This is a genomic window from Caballeronia sp. NK8, assembly GCF_018408855.1.
Lineage (GTDB): Bacteria > Pseudomonadota > Gammaproteobacteria > Burkholderiales > Burkholderiaceae > Caballeronia.
In genome coordinates, this window is the sequence record NZ_AP024327.1 from 118311 (window position 1) to 143525 (window position 25215).

General features: G+C 61.4%; 23 protein-coding genes. 14 read left to right on the forward strand and 9 right to left on the reverse strand.

Annotated features, from left to right (window positions below; translation table 11 throughout):
- The first annotated feature begins 42 nt into the window (after positions 1-42).
- The 4 genes from NK8_RS38180 (at position 43) to NK8_RS38195 (ending at position 4396) form a co-directional block, all read left to right on the forward strand.
- On the forward strand, positions 43-990 hold the full coding sequence (locus NK8_RS38180; protein ID WP_213234358.1) for a LysR family transcriptional regulator: 948 nt from the start codon (positions 43-45) through the stop codon (positions 988-990).
- Between the two features lie 140 nt (positions 991-1130).
- Positions 1131-2081, forward strand: coding sequence for a LysR family transcriptional regulator (locus NK8_RS38185; RefSeq protein ID WP_213234359.1), 951 nt, complete (start codon positions 1131-1133; stop codon positions 2079-2081).
- A 154-nt stretch (positions 2082-2235) separates the two neighbouring features.
- Positions 2236-3768 carry a histidine ammonia-lyase gene (gene hutH, locus NK8_RS38190; RefSeq protein WP_213234360.1) on the forward strand — a complete coding sequence of 511 codons (1533 nt, stop codon included), beginning with the start codon at positions 2236-2238 and terminating at the stop codon, positions 3766-3768.
- An 88-nt stretch (positions 3769-3856) separates the two neighbouring features.
- Positions 3857-4396: a YbaK/EbsC family protein gene (locus NK8_RS38195; RefSeq protein WP_213234361.1), complete on the forward strand. Its 540-nt coding sequence runs from the start codon at positions 3857-3859 to the stop codon at positions 4394-4396.
- A gap of 202 nt (positions 4397-4598) precedes the next feature.
- On the opposite strand, the gene NK8_RS38200 is transcribed toward NK8_RS38195, so the two are convergent.
- Entirely contained in the window at positions 4599-5669 is a 1071-nt protein-coding gene (locus NK8_RS38200) for an alkene reductase (protein WP_213234362.1), read from the reverse strand.
- A 198-nt stretch (positions 5670-5867) separates the two neighbouring features.
- Between NK8_RS38200 and NK8_RS38205 the strand changes: the two genes are divergently transcribed.
- The 6 genes from NK8_RS38205 (at position 5868) to NK8_RS38230 (ending at position 12194) form a co-directional block, all read left to right on the forward strand.
- Entirely contained in the window at positions 5868-6302 is a 435-nt protein-coding gene (locus NK8_RS38205) for an Rrf2 family transcriptional regulator (protein ID WP_213234363.1), read from the forward strand.
- Positions 6303-6424: 122 nt separating this feature from the next.
- Positions 6425-8092, forward strand: coding sequence for a Na/Pi cotransporter family protein (locus NK8_RS38210; RefSeq protein ID WP_213234364.1), 1668 nt, complete (start codon positions 6425-6427; stop codon positions 8090-8092).
- A gap of 134 nt (positions 8093-8226) precedes the next feature.
- On the forward strand, positions 8227-9345 hold the full coding sequence (locus NK8_RS38215; protein WP_213234365.1) for an ABC transporter substrate-binding protein: 1119 nt from the start codon (positions 8227-8229) through the stop codon (positions 9343-9345).
- A gap of 17 nt (positions 9346-9362) precedes the next feature.
- Entirely contained in the window at positions 9363-10301 is a 939-nt protein-coding gene (locus NK8_RS38220) for an ABC transporter permease subunit (RefSeq protein ID WP_162069452.1), read from the forward strand.
- The gene (locus tag NK8_RS38225; RefSeq protein ID WP_213234366.1) at positions 10298-11089 is read left to right on the forward strand and encodes an ABC transporter permease; all 792 of its coding nucleotides are present in this window, start codon (positions 10298-10300) and stop codon (positions 11087-11089) included. Before NK8_RS38220 ends, NK8_RS38225 begins: the two co-directional genes overlap by 4 nt.
- A 16-nt stretch (positions 11090-11105) precedes the next feature.
- The gene (locus tag NK8_RS38230; protein ID WP_213234367.1) at positions 11106-12194 is read left to right on the forward strand and encodes an ABC transporter ATP-binding protein; all 1089 of its coding nucleotides are present in this window, start codon (positions 11106-11108) and stop codon (positions 12192-12194) included.
- A gap of 6 nt (positions 12195-12200) precedes the next feature.
- On the opposite strand, the gene NK8_RS38235 is transcribed toward NK8_RS38230, so the two are convergent.
- Positions 12201-12950, reverse strand: coding sequence for an SDR family oxidoreductase (locus NK8_RS38235; protein ID WP_162069455.1), 750 nt, complete (start codon positions 12948-12950; stop codon positions 12201-12203).
- Positions 12951-13125: 175 nt separating this feature from the next.
- Here NK8_RS38235 and NK8_RS38240 point away from each other — a divergent pair, with 175 nt between their 5' ends.
- Together NK8_RS38240 and NK8_RS38245 are read left to right on the forward strand one after the other, a co-directional pair.
- Positions 13126-14043 carry a LysR family transcriptional regulator gene (locus NK8_RS38240; protein WP_213234368.1) on the forward strand — a complete coding sequence of 306 codons (918 nt, stop codon included), beginning with the start codon at positions 13126-13128 and terminating at the stop codon, positions 14041-14043.
- 116 nt (positions 14044-14159) lie between these two features.
- Entirely contained in the window at positions 14160-14477 is a 318-nt protein-coding gene (locus tag NK8_RS38245; RefSeq protein WP_213234369.1) for a hypothetical protein, read from the forward strand.
- Between the two features lie 49 nt (positions 14478-14526).
- On the opposite strand, the gene NK8_RS38250 is transcribed toward NK8_RS38245, so the two are convergent.
- Both NK8_RS38250 and NK8_RS38255 read right to left on the reverse strand, forming a co-directional pair.
- Entirely contained in the window at positions 14527-15615 is a 1089-nt protein-coding gene (locus tag NK8_RS38250; protein WP_213234370.1) for an acyltransferase, read from the reverse strand.
- Between the two features lie 195 nt (positions 15616-15810).
- On the reverse strand, positions 15811-16731 hold the full coding sequence (locus NK8_RS38255; protein ID WP_213234371.1) for an alpha/beta fold hydrolase: 921 nt from the start codon (positions 16729-16731) through the stop codon (positions 15811-15813).
- A gap of 151 nt (positions 16732-16882) precedes the next feature.
- Between NK8_RS38255 and NK8_RS38260 the strand changes: the two genes are divergently transcribed.
- A complete protein-coding gene (locus NK8_RS38260; protein ID WP_162069460.1) occupies positions 16883-17944 on the forward strand; it encodes a catalase family peroxidase in 1062 nt (353 codons plus the stop codon).
- Positions 17941-18474: a cytochrome b gene (locus NK8_RS38265; RefSeq protein ID WP_213234372.1), complete on the forward strand. Its 534-nt coding sequence runs from the start codon at positions 17941-17943 to the stop codon at positions 18472-18474. The genes NK8_RS38260 and NK8_RS38265 overlap by 4 nt, the downstream gene beginning before the upstream one ends.
- Before the next feature lie 10 nt (positions 18475-18484).
- Here NK8_RS38265 and NK8_RS38270 read toward each other — a convergent pair whose 3' ends face one another.
- The 5 genes from NK8_RS38270 to pta form a co-directional block, all read right to left on the reverse strand.
- Positions 18485-20002 (reverse strand): PLP-dependent aminotransferase family protein, encoded by a 1518-nt coding sequence (locus tag NK8_RS38270; RefSeq protein WP_213234373.1) that lies wholly within the window; start codon positions 20000-20002, stop codon positions 18485-18487.
- 73 nt (positions 20003-20075) lie between these two features.
- Complete coding sequence (locus NK8_RS38275; protein WP_213234374.1) at positions 20076-21389, reverse strand: MFS transporter; 1314 nt, start codon at positions 21387-21389, stop codon at positions 20076-20078.
- Between the two features lie 31 nt (positions 21390-21420).
- The gene (locus NK8_RS38280; protein ID WP_213234375.1) at positions 21421-23094 is read right to left on the reverse strand and encodes a GMC family oxidoreductase; all 1674 of its coding nucleotides are present in this window, start codon (positions 23092-23094) and stop codon (positions 21421-21423) included.
- Positions 23095-23310: 216 nt separating this feature from the next.
- Positions 23311-24135 (reverse strand): IclR family transcriptional regulator, encoded by an 825-nt coding sequence (locus tag NK8_RS38285; RefSeq protein WP_225936673.1) that lies wholly within the window; start codon positions 24133-24135, stop codon positions 23311-23313.
- Between the two features lie 9 nt (positions 24136-24144).
- Positions 24145-25158 (reverse strand): phosphate acetyltransferase, encoded by a 1014-nt coding sequence (gene pta / locus NK8_RS38290; protein ID WP_162069465.1) that lies wholly within the window; start codon positions 25156-25158, stop codon positions 24145-24147.
- Positions 25159-25215: the final 57 nt, after the last annotated feature.

Consider the following 25215-nt stretch of genomic DNA (forward strand, 5'->3'; position numbering starts at 1 on the left):
TTGACTAAATATCTATGGATACCATCTACTTTTTTGATACGTATGCTCGATAACGTGACCATCAATCAACTTCGGGCTTTCGTTGCTGTCTGTGACGCAGGAAGCTTTTCCGGGGCGGCGCGCGAGCTGAGGCGTGCACAGTCGGCGATCAGTCACGCGATCGCCGCGCTCGAGAGTGCCTTCGATGTAGCGCTGTTCGAGCGCAATACTCGCAAGGCAACACTTACGGCAGCGGGCCGCAGCCTCCTGCCTGATGCTCGCGGTGTGATTTCACGCACCGAGGAAATGAAGATGCGCGCAGCTTCGATCGCTGAAGCGGGTGTCCCGCAAGTCTCGATTGCTGTGGATACCTATTTTCCGCGTGTGCACCTGATCGAATGCCTGCGCATCCTGCAGGCGGACTTTCCGACAGTTGCGATCAATCTGCGCATGACGACGATGCAGGGCGGCGAGCGCTTGATTCTCGATGGCACCTGTGGATTGGCTGTGACGATCGCGGACGTGCCCGAACTCGACCCCAGTGCGATCGAGAGGCTGCACCTATGCGAAGCGCGGATGGTGACCGTCTGTGCGCCATCGCATCCGCTGGCGGCGATCGCGGGACCGATTTCGCGAGAGGATTTTGGCCGGCACATCCAGCTTGTCGTAACCGACAATCAGCCCGACGCAGAGAAGACACAGCAGGGGGTCGCAAGCGGACGCCAGTGGCTGGTGAACGACCTCGGCGCGAAGCACGATCTGCTGAGGGGGGGCTTGTGCTGGGGGCACATGCCGCATCATCTGGTCGCGGACGACCTCGTGCACGGAATGCTCGTTGAACTGCAACGGCGTGCCTGGCACATGCGTCCACTTACGTTCATGATCTCGCAGCGGCGGGGGTACTCGTTTTCCGCATGCGACACGCAACTGGTCGCGCTCCTTGGCAATCGTCAGCGCTTGCCAAAGGATGCAAGCCGGCGCTCCGTATCACGCAAAGGCAAGAAGGCTTGAACGCGCTCTTTCTGTATCGGCGTGCGGCAGCCGAATGAGTATCGATGACCGGCATCGGAAGCAAATTCGCTTGAGCACCGGAATTCGGTCTTGGACCGGGTCCAGAGCGACCAGGCGGGAGCAAAGGAAAGGGAGGCAGGATGCTCGACTTGAAGCTATTGAAGACGTTCGTGGTAGCGGGCGATCTGTTGCATTTTGGCCGTACCGCCGAGGCACTTCACTCGACGCAGCCCGGTGTGACGCAACACATTGCCCGGCTCGAAGAGCAACTAGGCGTCCAGTTACTTCGGCGCAGTAAGCGCGCCGTATCGCTCACCGAAGCGGGAAAGACACTACTTCGGCAGGCATCGCAAATGCTCGCGCTAGCGGATCGCATGCATGCCGATGCGCGCGCGATGGGCGATGGTTTGGACGGCCACCTGCTGATTGGACTTTCATCTGCGATCATTCATAGTACCGTGCCTGCGGATATCAGGGCCTTTCGCCACGCTCATCCGCTGATTCGAATATCCCCGACCGTCGAGAGTGCGGACCGTTTGTATGAGTTGCTCGATGCGTCGCTCGTCGACGTTCTCGTCACCACACTACCCAAGCGCGACGATCAACTCCACAACGTAAAACTCCAATCGCGCATCGAGATGGGAGTTGCATTGCCAAGCGATCATCCGCTCGCGAAAGAGCCGATGCTGTCGATCGGCGATCTTGCCGGTGAACCCTTCTACACGGTGCCGCGCGACCGTCATCCCGAGGTGTACGACAGTCTCACTGCCATCATCAGGCGGCGCGGCCGGCCGGCTCGCATCGTGGGTCATGAGATTTCTTTCACTAATCTGCTCGCGCGAGTAGCGCTTGGCGACGGCGTAGCACTCGTGCCTAGCGCCTACGCGGGCATCGCGACACCCGGCGTGAATGTCGTGCCGATCAGTGACGCATCATTGTCGACGCTTCAAACGTATCTGGTTTATCGGCGTGACCGTGGCGAGGTCGCCGTCGAACATTTTATTCGAGTGATGAGAGAGCGAAACGGTGCGTCAGGACTACGTCAAACGCGCGTCGTTAATAAGCGTTCGTTATCAAAGGCGACGAAATAATAATTGGCGCGGTAATGCAGAAACATTCATCATCTCAAAGATTTCGCTGAAAGGGCGTTGCCTTCGTCATGAAGCAGGCGCGAACATCACAATGTTGCGCACACAGGCTCACCGACGTTGAAGTGATTCCCGCCGCCAAAGAACAGGAGGTCGAATGAATATCGATATCGTGCCAGGCGCGAACACGCTTGCGGACTGGTACGCCGTTTACGCTCAAGGCGCAACCGCGTTACTGGGTGATGCGGCCCGCATCAACGTCATGCGCTCGGCGGCGATGGTTGACGAAATGATTGCGAAGGGCGACCCCGTGTATGGGGTGAATACCGGTTTCGGCAATCTGTCGAATCGACGGATTGATGCAGCCGACCTGCATACGTTGCAGGAGAATCTCGTTCTTTCGCATACGGTCGGCGTGGGCGATCCACTGCCGGAGGGTGTCGTGCGCCTCGTTATCGCGCTCAAGCTGGCGGCGCTGTCGTTGGGTGCATCCGGTGTGCGCGGCGAAGTCGTCGGGTTGCTCGAACAGATGCTGGTGCGAGGTGTGTTGCCGATGATACCGGGGCAGGGTTCGGTCGGTGCATCCGGAGATCTTGCGCCGCTGGCCCATCTCTCGGCGGTGATGATCGGCCGGGGCCGCGCGACATTCAACGGCGAGCTGCTGAGCGGCGCGGACGCATTGTCGCGCGCTGGACTGAATCCTGTCCGATTCGGTCCGAAGGAAGGACTCGCGATGCTGAATGGCACGCAAGTATCCACGGCCTTGTGCCTCGCTGGAATGTTCGAAATCTGGCGCGTTGTGCAATCGTCACTGGCCGTTGCAGCGCTGACCTTCGAGGGCGCGCTTGGGTCGACCGCGCCTCTCGATCCGCGCATTCACGCGCTCAAGCCGCATCGCGGGCAGGTCGAGGTCGCCGCTGCTTTGCGCAATTTGCTCAAGGAAAGTGAGTTCCGCGAGTTGCAACGCATTAAGGGACGCTTGCAGGATCCCTACAGCTTGCGCTGCATTCCTCAGGTGATGGGCGCATGCCATGAAGTGTTTCGCTTCGCCTGTGCGATGCTTGAAACCGAGGCGCGCAGCGCGTCGGACAACCCGCTGATCCTCGTCGATAACGGTGACGTCATCTCTGGCGGCAACTTTCATGCGGAACCCGTCGCGTTCGTCGCCGATGCGCTTGCAAACGTCGCGGCCGAGACCGGCGGCATGGCCGAGCGGCGTATCGCATTCCTGCTCGATGGATCGATGAGTGGTTTGCCGCCATTTCTGACGGGCACCAGCGGACTGACGTCTGGTTTCATGAGCCTGCAGATCACGGCGGCTGCGCTCGTAGCGGAAAACCGTCAACGTTCGCATCCCGCGTCGGTCGAGAGCGTTCCGACGGTGGGCAATCAGGAAGATCATGTATCGATGGCTACGCACGGTGCGCGCCGTCTTCTGGATATGGCGCGCAACGCGAATTCGATCGTCGCAATCGAGCTTCTCGCCGCAACGGAAGCGATGGATTGTCACGGTGCGTTGCGCTCGTGCGCGACGCTCGAATTGCTTCGTTCCGCCGTGCGCGAGCGCGTGCCCTCGATGGCCACGGACTGGGAGTTCTCTAGCGCGCTGGACCATGCACAGTCGCTTGTGAGCAGCGGCGAACTCGCGAGGCTCGCTGGATTGGATCTCGTACCACGTTTCGAAACATGAACGTGTCCAAGAGATGGGGCGTCGCTTGTGCGATTTGTGTCACTGCGATCGAGGCGGTGCATGCTGTCTATGGGATTGGGCAAGGTTCATGCTAACCCCCGACTATCTTTCCAAACTAAAACTCGTTCCGGAGAGCGAACGCTTCGCTCGGTTACCCGAACGGGTCGGCAATTCGATTGCTGATCTGGACGTCGTTGTGTTCAACGTGCCCGACGATGCATCGGATACCGATGCATGCATGGCTCGTTACGATATTCCGGTTGAAGACAATGCCAACACCATCATCGTGCGATTCAAGAAGAATGGCGCTGAGCACCTTGCGGCGATAGTTGCGCTCGCGGACAAACGAATCGACGTCAATGGCGCTGCCCGGAGAGCGCTAGAGGCAAGCCGCATATCGTTCGCTTCCCGCGACGACGCTGTCAACGCTTCTGGAATGGAATACGGTGGTATCACGGCGTTTGGTCTGCCTGTCGGCTGGCGAATACTGGTGGATGCGGCTGTGCTGGAGCGGAAGATGATTGTCATGGGCGCTGGAATACGAGAGGCGAAGCTTCTCTTGCCACCTTCAGCGTTGTTGAGTCTCTCAGGTGTTAGCGTGGTCTCACTGGCCAAGCCGAATTCGTAAGATGATGACGATGTGAGCGTGTCGGACATTTCTCGGCACTGGAGCAACCGGAACCGCTCGCGGCAATGGCAGCAATCCGCTACGGGGCCGCCTTTGAGCGCGACCAGCGCCAACGTCCGCAAAGGCCGACGAGCCGACCACTCCGCGCGTGAAAACGCCTTTCGCCAAACCTGACGCTTTGCCGCCCGCCCTAACGCTCCGCTCACGCAGCAACCTCCCCCAGCAACGGATAATCGTTATACCCAGCCTCGTCGTCCCGATAAATCGTTTCCACATCGACCTCGTTGAGCCGTGCGCCGCGTCTGAAGCGCTCGACCAGGTCCGGATTCGCCACGAAGGGACGACCGAACGCCGCAGCATCTCCCTCCCCGCGTGCGATGGCACGTTCGGCACTTTCCTTCGTCAGCCCCTCGTTGAGAATGAACGCACCCTTGAAGATGCGCCGCACTGCACGCCCAATGCGCTCATCCCCGCGCTCAATCGATTCGCGAGCAAAAATAAAAGCAATGTGACGCTTATCGAGCTGCTCTGCCACATAGGCAAACAGTGCGCGGGGATTGGAATCATGCATCGAATATGAACTCGACATCAAGTTCAGATGCACGCCGATGCGATCGGCGGGCCAGACGGTCAGCAGCGCATCGACCGCCTCCAGCAGAAAGCGTGCGCGGTTCTCGATCGATCCGCCGTAGCGATCCGTTCTCTGGTTCGATCCGTCATGAAGAAACTGATCGAAAAGATAGCCGTTCGCCGCATGCAGTTCGACGCCATCGAAGCCGGACCGTTTCGCGTTTTCAGCGCCGCGGCGAAAATCCTCGACGATGCCGGGAATTTCCTCAGTCAGAAGCGCGCGCGGAACGGCGTAGGGACGCATGGGCCGAACGCGATTGACATGACCTTGCGGTGCGATTGCGCTCGGCGCAACCGGTGGCTGTCCGTCATGGTAGACCGGGTCCGACACTCGACCGACATGCCAGAGTTGCGACACGATCAAGCCGCCCACATCGTGAACGGCGGAAACGAGTTTTGTCCATCCTTCAACCTGCTTCTCGCTCCAGATGCCCGGCGTGTTCGGATATCCGACGCCCTGCGGCGTCACCGACGTCGCTTCGCTAATGATCAGACCGGCCGTTGCGCGCAGTGCGTAGTGATGTGCATTGAGCGGGCCCGGAGCACGTTCATCGAAGGCACGCATGCGCGTGAGCGGCGCCATGACGATACGGTTTCGTAACCTGAGCGCGCCGATCTGGACGGGGTCAAAGAGTGTCGGCATCTGAAAATCCTCGCTGGTACTTGATGTAACAAGATTAGTTACATCGTAGCCATCTCTCGGCTCACGAACAATGTCGAGGCTGGAATGCTCTATTGTCGAAAAGCATTGTGCAAACAGCCAGCGTCACACCGATAAGCCCGTTTGACGCTTTCAGATGTAACCAATATAGTTATATCTGAAGACGAAGATCATGACGATATGAGCGCAAATAGCCGCCTGACGATCGCAACACACATTCTCACCTGGATGGCGCTCGTCGCGCGCAGGGAAACCGATCCGGTCACGTCCGACCGCATCGCGGCGAGCGTGAACACCAATCCAGTGGTGATTCGCCGCATGCTCGGTTATCTGGCGAGGGCGGGTCTGGTCGAGAGCTATCGAGGCGTGAACGCGGGGTGGCGCCTCGCCAGACGGGCCGACGAGATTACCTTGCTCGATGTGTTCGATGCACTCGAAGAGGGCGCGCAGTTCGCGCTTCATGCTTCGAAACCCAGTCAACGATGTCCGGTGGGAAAGGGCATCGGTTCGCCGCTGAGCCGTGTGTATGACTCCATCGACCATGGCATGCGTACGACACTGGCCAGAAAAACAATCAAGGCGATTCTGACCGAGACGCTCGCATCCAAGCGATAACCCGCGCGGCCGGTAGATAACTTCACTCAAAAGCCGCTCAACTATGTAACACTACTGTCATACATCAGTTTTCAACCGCCTGACGTCAGCGTCACGTCCTGTTGTGAGGAAATCGATCTGCCGTGCTGGTTCTTCTCAATCTGCTCTCCGGCGTCGCCCTTCTCGTGTGGGGCTCGCATATCGTCCGTACTGGCATTCTCCGGGTGCTCGGAGCCGATCTCCGCGCGATTCTCGGGCGTAGCACCCGAAGCAGAATGCGCGCGTTTCTCGCGGGCATCGGCGTAACCAGCCTCGTACAGAGCAGCAATGCCACAGCCGTCATCATCACGTCGTTCGCCGCGCAAGGGCTCGTTCCGCTGACGGCCGGACTGACCGTCATGCTCGGCGCGGATGTCGGCACCGCGCTCATGGCGCGCGTGCTCACGCTCGATCTGTCGTGGCTTTCGCCGATTCTCATCCTCGTCGGCGTGCCCTTGTTCCTCACGCGCAAGCAGACCCGGGCCGGACAGATCGGGCGCACGATCATCGGGCTCGGACTGATTCTTCTCGCGCTTCATCTGATCGTCGAGGCAGCGCAGCCGATGACGCAGGGCGCCGGCGTGCGCGTGATGTTCGGCGCCCTCACCGGCGACACGATGCTCGATGCGCTCGTGGGCGCTGGTTTCGCGATGCTCTCGTACTCGAGTCTCGCCGCCGTCCTGCTGACGGCGACACTGGCCCAGTCAGGGGTGATCTCGCTTAAGGTCGCGCTGTGTCTGGTCGTCGGCGCGAATCTCGGCAGCGGACTGCTGGCCCTGCTCAACGCCTTGCCGCAGAACGCGGCGGCGCGGCGTCTTTCCGCAGGCAGCTTTGCGTTCAAACTGGCGGGCGCGATCCTCATCTTGCCGTTCGCATCGCTGCTCGCGCGCGGCCTTTCGGTCGTGATATCGAATCCGCGCGAAGCGGTGGTCGGATTTCACGTGATCTACAACGTCGTGCGCTGCTGCGCCTGCGTCACGCTGGTCGATCGCGTCGCCGCGATCAGCCGACGCCTGCTGCCCGATCGCGCAGTCGCGACAGGCGAGTTGCGTCCGCTTTACCTCGATCCTGCCGGGCTTGCGACGCCGAGCCTCGCGCTCGCGAACGCGTCGCGGGAAGTGCTGCGCATCGGCGACATCGTGCGCGTCATGCTCGACAACGTGTCGAATCTCTTCAGAAGCAATGATCTCGCCGTCGCGCGCGAAACGATGCGGATGGACGACGACGTCGACCAGCTCTATGCGGAAGTGAAAAGCTATCTGACACTGATCTCTCGCGAGCAACTCGACCAGGCGGAAAGCCGCCGCTGGACCGACGTCATTTCGCTGACGATCAATCTCGAACACGCCGGAGACATCATCGAACGAATCGTGGGCGATATCGAAGAGAAGAAGATTTCCCAGCGTCTCGCCTTCTCGGAGCAGGGTCTCGGCGAACTCGACGATCTGCATGCGCGACTCGTGAGCAATCTGCGGCTCGGACTGTCGGTGTTCCTCAACAACGACCTGCGATGCGCCGAGCAATTGCTGGCGGAAAAGGAGCGCTTCCGCGATCTCGAACGGGCGTATTCGCACAAGCATCTGGACCGTCTCGCGGGGCAGACCTTGCGCAGCATCGAGACCAGCGCGCTGCACCTCGATCTCATCAGCAATATGAAGCGATTGAATTCGCTCTTCTGCTCGACGGCGTATCCGGTGCTCGAAGCGGCCGGCGCGCTGCACGATACCCGCCTGCGCAAGCGTTCTCTAGACACGCTGCACGTCAAGGAGTGACCGCACCCAGCTTACATTCGCCAAAACGCGCGCTCGTACTTTTTTGGCAGCTTGCAAATCCGGGGAATTGAATTTAGCCTGCATCGGCAATCGGCGGATCTCTTCAACGCACTATCTTCCTTTCGGGAACAGCGATGACGATGAAGCGTATCTGGGCGTGCCGTGTCCTTTCGATCACCACAGCGGCGGGACTCACCGGGGGCGGCATCGACGCTGCATCGGCTGCCCCACCCGACGCGCTCGTCGCCGCCGCGAAGCAGGAAGGGCAGTTGACTACGATCGCATTGCCGCACGACTGGTGCGGCTACGGCGCGCTGATCGCCGCATTCGAGAAGAAGTACGGCATTCACGTCAACGAACTCAACCCGGACGCGGGCTCCGGCGACGAGATCGAAGCCATCAAGGCGAACAAGGGCAACAAGGGTCCGCAGGCGCCGGATGTAATCGACGTGGGTCTGTCGTTCGGCCCGTCCGCCAAGAATGACGGCTTGTTGCAGCCCTACAAGGTCGCGACGTGGGATTCGATCCCGGCTGCGTCCAAGGATGCCGACGGCTATTGGTATGGCGACTACTACGGCGTGCTCGCCTTCGAAGTCAACGCCGACATGATCGACAAGCCACCGGCCGATTGGGGCGATCTGCTCAAGCCGGAGTACAAGAATGCGGTCTCGCTCGCCGGCGATCCGCGCTCGGCCAATCAGGCCATTCAGGCGGTCTACGCTGCAGGCCTGTCGCAAGGCAAGGGCGATGCGACCAAGGCCGACCAGGCGGGCCTGAAGTTCTTCGCCGATCTGAACAAGAGCGGCAACTTCGTGCCGGTGATCGGCAAGGCGGCGTCGCTCGCGCAAGGCACGACACCGGTCATCGTGCGCTGGGATTACAACGCGCTTGCGGATCGGGACACGCTCAAGGGCAATCCGAAAGTGCAGGTGATCGTGCCGAAGACAGGCGTCGTGGCCGGCGTCTATGTGCAGGCGATCAGCGCCTATGCGCCTCATCCGAATGCTGCGAAACTGTGGATGGAATTCCTCTACTCCGATGAAGGGCAGCTCGGCTGGCTCGCCGGATATTGCCATCCGATGCGCTACAACGAACTCGTCGCGCAGAAGAAGGTGCCGCAGGCGCTGCTCGCGAAGCTGCCGCCCGCATCGGCCTATAGCAACGCCGTCTTTCCGACGCTCGAGCAGCAGAACGCCACGAAAGACGCCGTGACCAAAGGCTGGGATCAGGTCGTAGGCGCGAATGTGAAGTAGCGCGCGAGACCGCCGAGATGAGCGCATCGCCGCAACCGGGCGCGTCGGGCCCGGACTTGCTGACGCCGGCCGCGCCCGCGCCGAAGTCCGGACCCGCGCGCGCTGGCGCCGAAACGAGCTGGCTGACGTATGCGGGCGTCCTGCCGTTTTTCGCGTTCGCGCTGCTGTTTCTTTTGCTGCCCACCGCCTTTCTGATGATCGGCGCGTTTCAGGACGCGCAGGGCCACTTCACGCTGGCGAACCTGCGCGAACTGTTTCAGCCAGCCGTGCTGGATGCCTACTGGATCAGCGTGAAAGTAAGCGTTGCTTCTGCAGCGGGCGGCGCGCTCTTCGGGACATTGCTCGCGTGGGCCGCGGTGCAGGGCCGCTTGCCCGCGTGGATGCGCCCGACGCTCATGACCTTTTCAGGCGTCGCGTCCAACTTCGCGGGCGTGCCGCTCGCCTTCGCGTTCATCTGCACATTGGGGCGGGTGGGGCTTGTCACTGTGCTGGCGAGAAAATACCTCGGCTTCAACCTCTATTCCACCGGCTTCAGCATTCTCAGTTTCCTCGGGCTGACCATCACATACCTGTATTTCCAGATTCCGTTGATGGTGCTCATTCTCACGCCAGCGCTCGATGGTCTGAAACGCGAGTGGCGCGAAGCGTGCGACTGCCTGGGCGGCACGGCGGCGCAGTACTGGCGCCATATCGGCTTGCCGGTGTTGTGGCCGAGCCTCCTCGGGGCGACGCTGCTTCTGTTCGCCAACGCATTCGGCGCGGTGGCCACGGCGTATGCATTGACCGGCAGCTCGCTCAACATCGTGCCGATTCTGCTGTACGCGCAGATTCGCGGCGACGTTCTGCACAACCAGAATCTCGGTTACGCGCTCGCGCTCGGCATGATCGTGGTCACGGGACTGTCGAACGGCGGCTACATCTGGCTGCGCGCGAGAGCCGAAAGGGGACGCCGATGAAAACGCAGTCGCGCGCGGGCGCCTGGATCGCGATGATCGTCGGCGCACTGTATTTCCTCATACCACTCGCGGCGACCTTCGAGTTCAGTCTGCGCATGCGCCGCGACGCATACAGTTTCGATGCCTACCGTGTCGTCCTCGGCGACCCGCATTTTCAGGCTTCGTTCGGCTATTCCGTGCTGATGGGCTTGCTCACCATCGTGATCGGCGCGCTGCTCGTCGTGCCGACTGCGTACTGGGTGCAATTGCGTCTTCCGAGGCTGCGGCCTGTCGTCGAGTTCATCACCTTGCTGCCGCTCGTGATACCGGCGATCGTGATCGTCTTCGGCTATCTGCGCATCTACAACAGCAGTTCGATTCTGCCGCTCACCGGCAACGAGCGCGCGACCGATCTGCTGCTCGTGTTCGGCTACGTCACGCTCTCGCTGCCCTACATGTATCGCGCCGTTGATGCAGGCATGCGCGCCGTCGATGTCCGCACGCTGACAGAGGCCGCCGAATGCCTCGGCGCGGGCTGGACGACGATCCTCGTACGCGTGATCTTCCCGAACGTGCGCTCGGGGATTCTGTCCGGCGCGTTTCTGACGTTCGCAGTCGTCATCGGTGAATTCACGCTGGCGAGCCTGCTCGACCGGCCCGCGTTCGGACCGTACCTGCAACTGATCGGCGCGAACCGCGCCTACGAGCCTTCGGCGCTGGCGATCATCGCGTTCGTCGTGACGTGGGCGTCGATGGGTTTGATCCAGGTGTTCGGTTCGGCGCGCGCGCTGGCCGGCCATAAAACCTGAGCCGAGGCCGCAACCGATGGCATTTCTCGAGATCGACAATCTCCACAAGGCGTTCGGGCCGAACATCGCGCTGCACCGGTTCGACATGCAGATCGAGCAAGGCGAGTTCATCACGTTCCTCGGGCCTTCGGGCTGCGGAAAGACCACCGTGCTGCGCATGATTGCCGGATTCGAAACGCCCACGCACGGCACGATCCGCCTCGGCGGACGTGACGTCACACACATGCGTACGCGTGATCGCGCGGTGGGCATGGTGTTTCAATCGTATGCGCTGTTTCCGAACATGACGGTGGCGCAAAACATCGGCTTCGCGTTGAAGGTCGCAAAGCGCTCGCAGAAGGAAATGGACGCGCGCGTCGCCGAGATGCTCGAACTCATCAAGCTGCCGCATCTCGCCGGACGTTATCCGTGGCAATTGTCGGGCGGACAGCAACAGCGCGTGGCACTGGCGCGCGCGCTCGCGAGCAAGCCCCACGTGCTGTTGCTCGACGAACCGCTTTCCGCGCTCGATGCGAAGATCCGCGTGTCGCTGCGCGAGGACATCCGCGCGTTGCAACGCGAACTCGGCATCACGTCGATTTTCGTCACGCACGATCAGGAAGAGGCGCTGTCGATCTCGGACCGTGTCGTCGTGATGAACGACGGGCGCGTCGAGCAAATCGGCTCGCCGCTCGATATCTACAACGTGCCGCGCACACGCTTCGTCGCGTCGTTCGTGGGGACGCTCAATATCCTCGCCGGGCGTGTGATCGATCCGGCGACAGGGCGCATCGCGGTGGACGGACAGGAACTCGTGACGTCCAGGCCGCTCGCGCCCGGCGACGCCGGCAAGGATCGCGTGCTGGCGCTGCGGCCCGAGGCGATCCTGCTGGAAGCGCCGTCGAATGGCCGGAATTCGCTCGCGGCGACGGTGGAGGAGATCAGCTTTCTCGGCGCCGTGGTACGCATACGCGCGCGCGTGAATCAGGCGATCGTTTCGCTCGATGTCTTCAACGATCCCAGCCGCGTCTTGCCGGAACGCGGCCAGCCGGTCGCGCTCGGCTTTTCGCACGACAATCTGCTCGTGCTGGATGAGAGCCCCCACGAGCAGATTCGGAAGAACTAGGGGCGGTCAGACCTGGGCCATGCCACCATCGACGAACAGCTCGATGCCGTTGATGAAACTGGCCGACCCGGACGCGAGGAACGCTACCGCCTTGCCGATTTCCTCGGGTTCGCCGAGGCGACCGAGCGGCACCTGCGACGCCAGCGCGTCGTACAGCCCTTGACGGGCTTCATCGGGCACGAGACCGCCGAGGCCTGGCGTACGGATCGGCCCCGGGCTGACGACATTGACGCGAATGCCACGGTCTTTCAGATCAAGCGACCACGAACGCGCGAAATTGCGCACCGCCGCCTTGCTCGCGCTGTAGACGCTGAAATTGGCCGTTCCCGTCACGGACGTGATGGACGAAGTCAGGATGACCGACGCGCCATCGACCAGCAGCGGCAGCGCCTTCTGCACGGTGAACAACACGCCGCGCACGTTGGTGCCGAAGATGCGATCGAAGTGCTCTTCCGTGATCGCGCCGAGCGGCATCATGTCTCCGCCGCCGGCATTGGCGAACAGAATATCCAGCTTGCCTGCCGTCGCGGCTATCTGCGCGTAGACGGCATCGAGATCCGACAACACTGACGCGTCCGCGCGAATCGCCGTGGCGGCCGGGCCGATGGCGGTCGCGGCCGCGTCCAGCTCAGCCTGACGCCGGCCCGTGATGAATACGCGCGCGCCTTGCTCGGCGAGTTCCTTTGCCGCGGCCAGGCCGATGCCCGTGCTGCCGCCCGTGACGAGTGCGATCTTTCCGTTCAGTGGCTTGTTCATGACTTGCTCCATTTCGTTTGTGATCGATGGGTGATGGAATCTGCCCGCTGGAACTGCGTGTTGCGTTGGGCATGACTGAACTGTAGCGGCCAGTCATTTGTAGATAAATGGTGTGCAATGAAATGACTATTCATCTCTGTGTATAATCGTCCGGTTAATCTCGGGGGCGGACGCAATGGATCAGTTGCTGGCAATGCGTGCCTTTGCGCGCGTGGTGGAAGCGGGCAGCTTTACGCGCGCAGCGGACTCGCTCGACCTGCCCAACGCCACGATGAGCAAGCTGGTTCAGGAACTCGAAGCGCACCTGGGCGCAAGGCTTCTGCAACGCACGACACGACGCGTCACCGTGACGCCGGAGGGTCAGGATTACTATGCAAAGGCGACGCGCATTCTCAGAGACCTAGAAGACATCGACTCGTCGTTCAACGTCGCGCGAGGCAATCCGCGCGGCCATCTTCGAATCGATGTAGGTGGATCGCCCGCAAGGGATGTGCTGATCCCGCTGCTCCCGGACTTCATGGCGCGTTACCCGGAAGTGAGGATCGACCTGGGCGTAGCCGATCGCCCGGTCGACCTGATCAGCGACAACGTCGACTGCGTGATTCGCGGCGGTCCATTGGATAACTCGTCGCTGATCGCGCGGCATATCGGCGATGCCGTGATGGTCACGTGCGCCACGCCGCAATATCTGAAACAGTTCGGCGTTCCCGCCTACCCCGAGGAACTCAGGAACGGGCATAGGTTGATCAGCTACATGTCGCCGCAAAACGGCCGGGCGATGCCGTTTCGTTTCGGGCACGACGGCGACAGAATCGAAATAAAGGCCGAACATCGCATCGGTATCAACGAAAGCAACGCGCATCTGGCGGCGGCCATTGCAGGACTCGGCATCGTACAAACATTTGCTTACGCGGCCAATTCCGCCCTTCGCGATGGTTCGCTCGTCGAGATATTGAAGAAATGGCGACCGCCGCCGTATCCGTTCCATGTCGTATATCCGCAAAACCGTCATGTGACACATCGGCTTCGCGTGTTTATCGACTGGTTGTTGGAGCGTTTTCCCGCCAGAGTCCGCGGGGCCGGGGAGCGATAGCGGAGATCACTCGTTTATGTAGATGAAAGGACGCGGCACGGTGTTTGCGCTTCTCGTGATTGGGCAGGCGGCGTCCGTCTGCGTCCATTTCAGTCCGAAACAAGGAGGGACGTATCATGAGCAAATTGATCACCACACTCGTTGCGGCAGTCGCGGCTCTCACACTGTCGGGCGGCGCTTTTGCACAGACGGCTGGCGGCGCGAACGGTGGCGGTACTTCAGGAAGCACGGCCAGTCCGTCCAATCAAATGCAGGCCCCGACGGGCGGCTACGGCACACCTGGCACCACCAATTCGCAAAGCGGAATGGGAATGAAGGCGCCCAATTCGGGTCTGCCGAGTAACAACAACGGCAGTGTGACAGGCACCACCGCTCCACCTTCGAGCAATAACACGCTGGCGACGCCGAGCGTGAAGTCGCCGGCCGCGCAATAACGGCCTGCAGGACGAGGAACGCAAAGCTATTGCGTCCCAGTCGTACCGATTATCTTTCGACCAGCGCGGTCGCGCCGTTATCGTGACGCGTGGCCGCCATTCTTCCCACGAGTGCCCGGAGAGCCTTGCTCAGAGGGCGCTCCATCGCGCGATAGACCACATAGCCGACCAGCGTCGATGCAATCACAAGCAAAAGACATGCGATATCCCCTTGCAAAGCTCTGGATTTGTCAAAATGCCCGAGGCCGCGAGCAAATATCGGTACTGTGAGGGTGTGAGTCAGATATATCGAGTAAGACGCATCTCCAACGGAAAGAAGGACGAATTTGGGAATCCACCCATTTGCCGATTCCCAAAAAACGAGTCCTGCCACCAACGAGGCAGAAGGAATGCCAGCGAGTATGAATCGGTTCTCCATCTCCGCCGTAATGGGTGACATGGCGAGTCCAAAAATCCCGGCCGCGACCAAGGCGGCAGAAAGCAGCTTGGGAAACTTCATTCCACGCGTATAAATCCAGCCGATCATGCAGCCGAAAACAAACTCGAGCATCATTGGGTTCGTAATGAAGCGCAAGTAAAACGCATCCGGCTGAATCAGAAGTGATCCAATGCCCAGTGTCATGAAGATGGCCACCACGCAATAGCGCATCGGACGTTCAGCGAAACACAATGAAATCGCAAAGACTACGTAGAAAAACATTTCATACGCCAGCGTCCATCCAACATAGAGGACAGGATATGAATGACCTGCGTCCCTGACTTCGTAAGGAAGAAAGAGATAGGACGTAATGGTTCGGGCGATACTGAATTTTTCCTTGTTGAATGCCGAAGGCGCGAGCAGTAGCAGCATTACCATGAACGTGGTCAGAATCCAGTACATCGGCGCAATGCGAATCAGTCGCGCAAGCATGAATTTTTGAGCGGATTCGATGCCTCGCGGTCTGTTGGCCGTAGTCAGTACCATGACGAAGCCGGAAATCACGAAGAAGATATCGACGCCCGCCATGCCCCAGACGGCAAACCCCGATGTATATTCGGGCGCCCAGCCGGACATTTTCAGGGAGGCGACAGAGTGAAACGCCACTACAAGGCCGGCGGCGATGCCTCTCAGTCCTTGCAGAGAATCCAGTTTGGTCATGGATAACCTCTTTGCAGATTCCCGGTGCGATATTTCTCGCGTCGCCGTTATGACGATCGCACCGATGACTATCGTTTAGCGCGTACCCTTCCAAATTACGTCGAGCGGCCAGGCTCGCGTCGCTCCTGACGGATTACGCCAAGGAATTGGCATGTAGTGGCAACAGTGCGCGACGCCTCCATTGGAGGCGCGGCTTCAATGCGAATCCCCAAAGTAGAACGCGGACAACTCCCATACGATTGAATCGAAGAAAGCCGGGTCGAGAGCGTGCCCCATGCGATCGATGACTCGCAGCGTCGCACGCGGCACGGCGGCCGCGGCCCATCGGCCATGCTCTACCGGAAAGATCGGATCGTCGCTACCTTGAATGATCAGCACGGGCACGTCGATCAATCCAAGTTGCTCCCTCGTCAGCGCCGGCGTTGCTTTCTGAGCCAACGCATGATTGCTGTTGTTGGCCAGTGTCGGCTGCAATCCATCGGAGCGCAGCAGCGGACGCTCGGCAAATGCTTTTCCCAGGCGTTGCCACGCGCTCTCGTCGAAAGGTGACCTTGGTCCCGCTGCCAACCGAAAATTTTCGATAAACCGTGTCGCGACTTCTTCGACGCTTGTCGGCGGGTGTGCGTTCAGTGCGATGACATTCGCGATGTAATCCGCAGCGGGACGCGGCAACTCTCCCGGTCTCTCCGGTGCTCCCGCGAAGGCATCGTTCTTCGGCCGCATGTCGGGCGAAGACATGATGCTGCAGAGCGTCGTTACCCGTTCGGGTTTCGACAGCGCCATCCCGTAACCGACAACACCGCCTTGCGAGAGCCCGACGACATGCGCCTTCGCGATTCCAATGCCGTCGAGCACGGCGAAGGCGTCGGCAGCCAGATCGTCGAGCGTATAGGGCGATGTGCCGAAATCGATGTAGGTCGACAGCCCGGTGTCGCGCGCATCGAAGCGGACGACGAACAATCCCGTTGAAGAAAGCAGATTGCAAAAGGCATCCGGCCAGACGAGACCGGGCGCGCTATTGCCCATCACGAGCAGCACAGGTGGTGCTTCTCTGTCTCCAAACTCATCGTAAAAGAGCGTTATCTGACTGCCGCGCGTGGTCGTGCTCTTGATCACGAGGCGTTCTCCAATTGACCGAAGGCGAATCGTCTGGGGTATTCGAAGGAAGCGAATATCCGGGGTATCTGCGAATTTTGCGCATTGCTGGCACGATTCCAACCACGCTGTTAGATTACCGTGCAACAGAATCGTTGATCGAGAGACTACGATGACTGACAAACATGCTTCCCCGCGGTCGCCCTTTCCTGCGCTGATCCTCATCGCGGCCATCGTCGCCGCGCTGGTTGCGGCCTTTGCCTACACGGCCGGCTGGCTCACGCCGCATCGTCTCACGCCCGCGAAAATCGTCGGCAGTCTTGCGCCGCCCGGCGGCGCGGTGCCGGGCTTCAGGCGCAATCACGCCAAGGGCATCTGCTTCAGCGGCGATTTCGAATCGAATGGCTCGGGAGCGGCGCTCTCCAAGGCCAAAATGTTCGCGTCGGGCACGTATCCCGTCACGGGCCGCTTCAATCTCGCGACGCCGGACCCGAAAGCATCCGACGCGATGGCGCGCGTGCGCGGCCTCAGCCTGCGCATCGCGTTGCCCGATGGAAGCGAATGGCGCTCCGCGATGATCGATGCCCCGTTCTTTCCCGTCGCGACACCGCAAGCCTTTTACGAATTGCAACGCGCGCTCGCGAACAAGAACGATCCCGAGTCGATGCAGAAATTCGCCACCGCGCACCCGGAGATCGGTGCGTTCGGCGCGTGGGCGGGCAGCGCGCCGTGGACGGCCTCGTATGCGGACGAGCGTTACAACAGCCTCAACAGCTTCGTCTTCACGAACGCGGAAGGGCAGAGCCAGACGGTGCGCTGGTCCTTCATTCCGGCTGCGAAGCCTGAGAACCTCACGCCGGATGAGCTGAAGCAGAAGGGCGCGAATTTCCTCGATGCCGAGATCACGCAGCGCGTGCAGAGCGCGCCGCAACGCTGGGCGATGGTCGTCACGGTCGCGAATCCCGGCGATCCCACCGCCGACCCGAGCAAGGCGTGGCCGGAAGACCGGCACACGGTGGAAGTGGGCACGCTCGTCGTCAAGACCATCGAGCCGGAGCCTGACGGACCGTGCCGCGATATCAATTTCGACCCGACCGTGTTGCCATCCGGCATGCGCGTATCCGACGATCCATTCCCCGCCGCGCGTTCGGCCGCCTACTCGGTATCGTTCAACCGGCGTACCGCCGAGGACAAGGATTACCCGCACACGCCCGCGCAAGGAGCCACGCAATGAACGCGATCACCGGGCGATTCTCGCCGCTGCAACGCGCCCTGCACTGGATCATGGCGATTTGCATCCTCGCGATGCTGTTCATCGGCGTCGGCATGGTGTCGACGGTACGGCCGGATTATCTGACGCTCGTGTCGATTCACAAGCCGCTCGGCGTCGCGATACTCGTGCTTGCGTTGATTCGTCTCGTCGTCAGAATCACGCGCGGCGCGCCGCCGCTGCCCGCCGACATGCCCGCGCCGATGAAACTCGCCGCGTACCTGTCGCACCTGGCGTTCTATGCGCTGATGATCGCGTTGCCGCTGCTCGGTTACGGCATGCTGTCCGCCGCGGATTATCCGATCGTGCTGCTCGGCGTGCACGTGCCTTCGCTGTTGCCGCATAGCAATGCGTTGCACACGCTGCTGTGGAACGCGCATCGCTTTCTCGCGTTGTGTTTCTTCGCGTTGATCGTCGTGCACCTTGCCGCTGCGCTGTTTCATGCGCTCGTGCGGCGCGACGGCGTTTTTCATGCGATGGCGCCGTGGAAGTAAGCGCGATGCTTCAAGGGCGCCGCTGCTGCACGACCTGAGCGAGCGCCCGCACCCCCGGCTCGATCAACTCCGCGCGTATCGCTGAAAAGCCCATGCGAAAGCATCGCTGACCATCGGCGGGATCGGCGAAGAACACGCTGCCCGGTTCGATCAGCACGCCGAGCGCCTGCGCGTCCTTGGCGAGCCGTGTCGCGTCGAGCCACGGCGGGCCTTCCACCCAGCACGAAGCGCCGCCCGTCACTTTCGATGCGCGCAATTCCGGCAAATGTTTCGCGAGCGCGTCCATCAGTACTTCCGCGCGTTCCTTATAGACGCGCCCCAGCTTGCGCAACAGCGTGTCGTGATGACCGAGCGCGAGAAAAGTCGCGAACGCGCGCTGAATGTACGCCGCCGGATGCCGGATCATCAAGCGGCGCAGCGCGCGCAATTCGCGCATCAACGTGCGCGGCGCGACGATATACCCGAGCCGCAAACCCGGCGCGAGCGTCTTCGACAACGAGCCGATATACACCACGCGCTCCGCCGTATCGAGGCTCTTCAACGCCGGATGCGGCGTGCCCGAAAACGTGTTCTCGCTTTCGTAGTCATCCTCGATGACGATGAAATCATGCTTCACCGAGAGATCCAGCAACCTGCGCCGCCGCTCGATCGGCATCGTCACGGTCGTGGGGCATTGATGGCTCGGCGTGACATACACGTAATCGCACGACGCGACAGCGTTTTCATCGTCGATGACCGCGCCGTCTTCATCGATATCCAGCGGCACGATCTGCGCGTTGTGATGCTGGAAGATGTTGCGCGCATCGGGATAACCGGGGTTCTCCATGCCCACTTTCGTCTGCGCGCCGCATAACAGGTCGCCGATCAGATACAGCGCCTGCTGACAGCCGTTCGTCACGACGATCTCGTCCGGCATCGCGAACACGCCGCGACGTGGCAGCACGCGCGTGCGAATCTGCTCGACGAGCGTCTCGTCGTCGCGCTCGATCAGGTCGGGCGCCCAGTTGCGGATTTCCATCACCGACAAACCGTGCATGCAGCTCTCGCGCCAGTCGCTCGTCGGGAAGAGCTCGGTATCGAATTGCCCGTAAATGAAGGGATATTCGTAGCTCTGCCAGTTCGGCGGCTTGACGATATTGCGCTGATTCGACGGCGCGTGTCTGATGCGCGCGCTCCAGTCGGGATGACCTTGCTGCGTCTCGATGACCGGCGTATCGGACAGCCCTGTCGCGGTGAAGCCGCGCTGCAATTCATCCGTGGCCGGATTCACGAAATGACCGCTGCGCTCGCGCGAGACGAGATACCCTTCCTCGACGAGCTGCTGATACGCGAGCACCACGGTATTGCGCGACACGTTGAGCTGATCGGCAAGCTCGCGGCTCGAAGGCAGAGCGGAATCGGGCGCGATATGACCGCTCAGGATCGCATTGACGATCATCTGGCGGATCTGGTTCTGCAAGCTCATCCCCGAGACCCGCGAGCGCTCGAAAAGCTGCGCCCAAAGCGTGGCGGTTGGGCGGGTCGGCATGCATGTCTCCTGCTGAAGTTCTGTCGATGATGAGATATTACGTGCGGCTTGCACGCAAGGCCAGCGCAGACGATCAGCCCACCGAGAACGCCATCTCGCGCCGCTGCCGCAACCCGACCCACGCCGCCGACAGCGCGCTGATGATGCCCGCCGCGAGGCAATACGTCGCGATCATCCACGGATCGCCGCCGTTGCGCTGCAAGAGCCACGTCGCGACGATCGGGCTGATGCCGCTCGCGAAGATGCCCGAGAACTGATACACGAACGAGATGCCCGAATAGCGCACTTTCGCATCGAAGAGTTCGGAGAAGAGCGCGGCTTCAGGACCATAGATCGATGCATACACCACGCCTAGCGGAATCACGACCGCGAGCCACGCGAGCATCGTATTGCCGCCGCTGTTCTTCATGAGCCAGAAGCCGAAAAACGCGGAAAGCCCCGTCGCGAGCGATCCCCAGAAGTAGATGCGCGCACGCCCGACGCGATCCGACAGGCGCCCGAAAAACGGAATCGTGAAGATCATCACGAAGGCCGCGACCATCACGCCGAGCAGCGCATCGGTGCGTTGCAGATGCAGCGTGCCCGTCAGATAGGAAATCGAAAACACGCCGAACACGTTGAAGAACACACCGTCGATGAAACGCGCGCCCATGCCCGCAATCGTGTTGCCCGGATACTTCGAGATCACTTCGACGATCGGCATGCGCGATTCGCTGCCGGTTCGCTGAATGCGCGCGAACTCGGGCGTTTCCATCACGTTCAGGCGGATATACATGCCGATTGCAACGAGCGCGAACGACAGGAAGAACGCGAGCCGCCAGCCCCACGCGAGGAACTGCGCATCGGTCAGCGTCAGCGACAGGCCCGCGACCACGCCCGACGACAGGCACAGTCCGAGCGCGAGGCCGATCTGCGGAATGCTCGCGTAGAAACCGCGCTTGTTCTCGGGCGCATATTCGAAAGCCATCAGCACCGCGCCGCCCCATTCACCGCCGAGACCGATGCCTTGCAGCACGCGCAAAAACAGCAGCAGCGAGGGCGCCCAGATGCCGATCTGCGCATAGGTCGGCACCATGCCGATCAACACTGTCGCGACGCCCATGATCGAAAGCGTCATCACGAGCATGCTCTTTCTGCCGACGCGATCGCCGAAGTGGCCGAAGATCACGCCGCCGAGCGGCCTGCTCAGAAAGCCGACGGCGAAGGTGCCATAGGCGAGCATCGTCGAGATGAGCGGATCGCCGCTCGGGAAATACAGCTTGTTGAAGACGATCCCGGCGACCACGCCGTATAGAAAGAAGTCGTACCACTCGATCGTCGCGCCGATCAGACTCGCGACGACGACACGTCTCATCTGCTTGCCATCGGTTCGGGGCAGTGCGTTCATGGTTTGTCTCCGTGATGTGTGAGACTTGTGATCAGTCTCTGTGACCTGCATGGGCCATGGGCTTTTGCACAACGACTTCGGGCACGTCTTCCACGCGCGTGACGTGCTGATAACGCTGATCTTCGAGAATCATGTCGGCGGCTTTTTCCGCGATCATGATGACGGGCGCGTTCGTATTGCCCGACACGAGTTCCGGCATGATCGACGCATCGACTACGCGCAGGCGTCCGATGCCGCGCACTTTCAGGCGCGCATCGACGACGGCGTGCGCGTCGCTGCCCATCTTGCAGGTGCCTGCCGGGTGATAGATCGACTGGCTGAACTTGCGCGCGACGTCGAGCAGATCGGCGTCGGACTGATAGCCCGAACCGGGAATGAATTCCGACACGATGTGCTTCGCAAGCGATGGCGCAGCGGCAATGCGGCGCGCCACTTTGATGCCGCCGATCACGACAGGATGATCGCGTTCGTCGGAAAGATAGTTCGCGTGAATGGCGGGATAGTGCAGCGGATCGTTCGAACGAATCTCGACGCTGCCGCGGCTGTGCGGCCGCAACTGGCACACCGACGACGTGAACGCCGAAAACGGATGCGCGCCCTGGCCGGGCTTGTCGGCGGAAAGCGGTTGCATGTGGAACTGAATGTCGGGACGCGCGACATCCGGCGACGAGCGCGTGAAGATCGCAACCTGGCTCGCCGCGAGCGTGAGCGGTCCGGTGCGCGAGATCGCGTATTGCAGGCCGATGAGCGCCTTCTTGAGCGGATTGTTGACTTCATCGTTCAGCGTGCGCTCGCGCGTCTTGAAGACGAGCCGTACTTGCAGATGATCCTGCAGGTTCCGGCCGACGCCTGGCAGTTCATGTTTGATCTGAACGCCCGCATCGCTGAGCACGCTCGAAGGTCCCACGCCGGAGTTCTGCAGAATCTGCGGCGACCCGATCGCACCGGCTGCGAGAATCACTTCGACACGCGCGCGCACCGTCTTCACGACGCCCTCATGCATGTATTCGATGCCGACGGCCTGCTTGCCGTCGATCAGCACCTTGCGTGTCTGCGCGCGCGTCTGCACGATCAGATTGCGCCGATCGCGCACCGGCTTGAGAAAACCCTTCGCGGTGCTCCAGCGCATGCCCTTGTAAGCCGTCTGCTGAAAATATCCGACGCCTTCCTGCGTCGCGCCGTTGTAGTCCGCGTTGAACGGAATGCCGATCTCCTGCGCCGCCGCGATGAAGTGATCGGCGATCGGACGACGCAAGCGCAGGTCCGATACCTTCAACGGCCCGCCCGCGCCGTGATATTCGCTCGCGCCGTGCTCCTGATCTTCCGACTTCCTGAAGTAGGGCAGCACATCCCTGTAACTCCAGCCCGCGTTGCCGAGTTCGGCCCAGCGGTCGTAGTCCTCGCGCTGGCCGCGCACGTAGAGCAGCCCATTGAGCGAACTGGAGCCGCCCAGCACCTTGCCGCGCGGCCAGTCGATGCTGCGTCCGGCGACAGCGTCGTCCGGCTCCGTGCGATAGCACCAGTCGAGCTCGGGATCGTGCATCGTCTTGAAGTAGCCGACGGGAATGTGAATCCACGGATTCGTATCGGCGCCGCCCGCTTCGAGCAGCAGCACGGTATTGCCCGGATCGGCGCTCAGCCGGTTGGCGAGCACGCATCCTGCCGAGCCCGCACCGACGATCACGTAATCGACTTCCTGCTGCATGACACCTGTCTCCTGAAGTCTTCTTATGGAACGAATCGCTTCGTCTGCGTTTCGTTCAATGTGGAAGAAGCGGGCAAGGATGCCAAGAGAAAAACGCGGAAGCTCGCGAAAGTGAAACGGAAAATGCGAATTCCGATTCAGAATTGAGAGGGTGATTCGGGTTGTCCCTGAGCCTATTTTTTGATTCGATATCCGAACGATCGGTGTTGCGGCGCGTCAGAATGTGGCCGTGAGTTCGTCTGCGGCTTCCTGAAGGCGCGGCACGAACGTGAGCGCGCGCGACAGCGCCATGCGCGACACCGGCCCATGCACGGCGATGGCCGCAATGCATTTGCCGCGTGAATCGAATACCGGCACGGCGACGCACGCGATACCCAGCACGAACTCTTCGTTATCGACGGCGATGCCCTTGTGCGCAATGCGATCCAGTTCCGCTTCCAGCAGGTTCGGATCGTCGAGGGTATTGGGCGTGAAGCGTTCCAGCCGCATCGCGCGGATCAGCGCGGCGCGTTCGTCCCGTGGCATCGTCGAGAGCAGCAGCTTGCCGCTCGCGCTGCAATGCGCGGGAACGTGCGAGCCGGGCTTGAGTTCCAGCCGCAGCGCCCACGGCGATTCGCAGCGGTCGAGATAGAGCACCTGCGTGTCGTGCAGCGTGCTGAGGTTGCAGGTCTCGCCGAGATCGGCGACGAGGCGCTCCAGAATCGCATGACGCTGCCGCCGCGCGCCGCTGTGCATCATCACGTCGACACCCAGCCGTTCGAGGCGCGGGCCGATCACGTAGGCGTTCTTCTGGCCCGGCTCGCGCGCGACGAAGCCGCCCGCTTCGAGCGATTGCAGCATGCGATGCAGCGACGCCTTCGGCTGCTCGATGATGTTCGCGAGTTCCGCGAGCGAAAGCGCGCTTTTTGCCGCCACGAGATGTTCGAGCACGCTGAATGCGCGCAGCGTGGGCGTGTCGGCACGCGCGGCGCTATCGATGAGCGGCGCGCTTTCCGTCGCCTCGGACTGAACGAACGCTTCGGTTTCGGCTCGCGTATCCATGATGTGCTCTCACATCGTCTGATGCCGTGCCGCTTGCGCCTGCACGCAGGTCACGGCGATCACGTGGTAGATATCGTCGGCGCTGCAACCGCGCGACAGATCGTTGGCGGGCTTCGCGAGCCCTTGCAGCAGCGGACCGATGGCCTTCGCGCCGCCGATGCGCTCCGCGAGCTTGTAGCCGATATTGCCCGCTTCGAGACTCGGGAAGATCAGCGTATTCGCATGCCCTTCGACCTTCGAGTGATGCACCTTGCGCATGGCGATTTCAGCGACGATGGCGGCGTCGAGCTGCACGTCGCCGTCGATCGCGAGGCCGGGGCGCGCTTCCTGCACGCGCCGCGTCGCGTCGATGACCTTGTCGACGGCCGCGTGATGCGCGCTGCCGCTCGTCGAGAACGACAGCATCGCGACGCGCGGGTCTTCCATCAGCAGGTTGCGCGCGCTGTCGGCGGCGGCCATCGCGATTTCCGCGAGTTGCTCCGCGTTCGGCTCGACGACGAGCGCGCAATCGGAGAAGATGAGGCCGCCTTTCATCGTATGAAAAGGCTCGCACAGCATCATCAGGAAGAAGCTGGAAACGAGCTTGAACGACGGCCTTACGCCGATGATCTGAATGGCGTTGCGCACCACATCCGCCGTCGTGTTGACCGCGCCCGACACGGAGCCGTCCGCCTCGCCCGTGCGTACCATCAGGTTCGCGAAGCACAGCGGATCGAGCACGGCGGCGCGCGCCTGCTCGGGCGTCATGCCTTTTTTCTCGCGCAGCGCGAAGAGTTCCCCGGCGAAACGTTCGCCAAGCGATGAATGAGAAGGATCGATCAACTCGATGCCTTCGAGATCGATGCCCGCGCCATCCGCGACCTGATACGTGCGTGCGCGTGCGCCCACGAGCACGATGCGCGCGATGCCTTCCTGCTGCGCGCGTGCCGCCGCCTGAAGCACGCGCGTGTCTTCGGCTTCGGAGAGAACGATACGCATCGGCAGGTCGCGTGCCTGATCGATGATGCGATGCATGGCTTTCATGGCGGGCCTGTTGTGACGGAAGAAAACGCCGCTCCGGGCTCGGAGCGGCGTGGACGG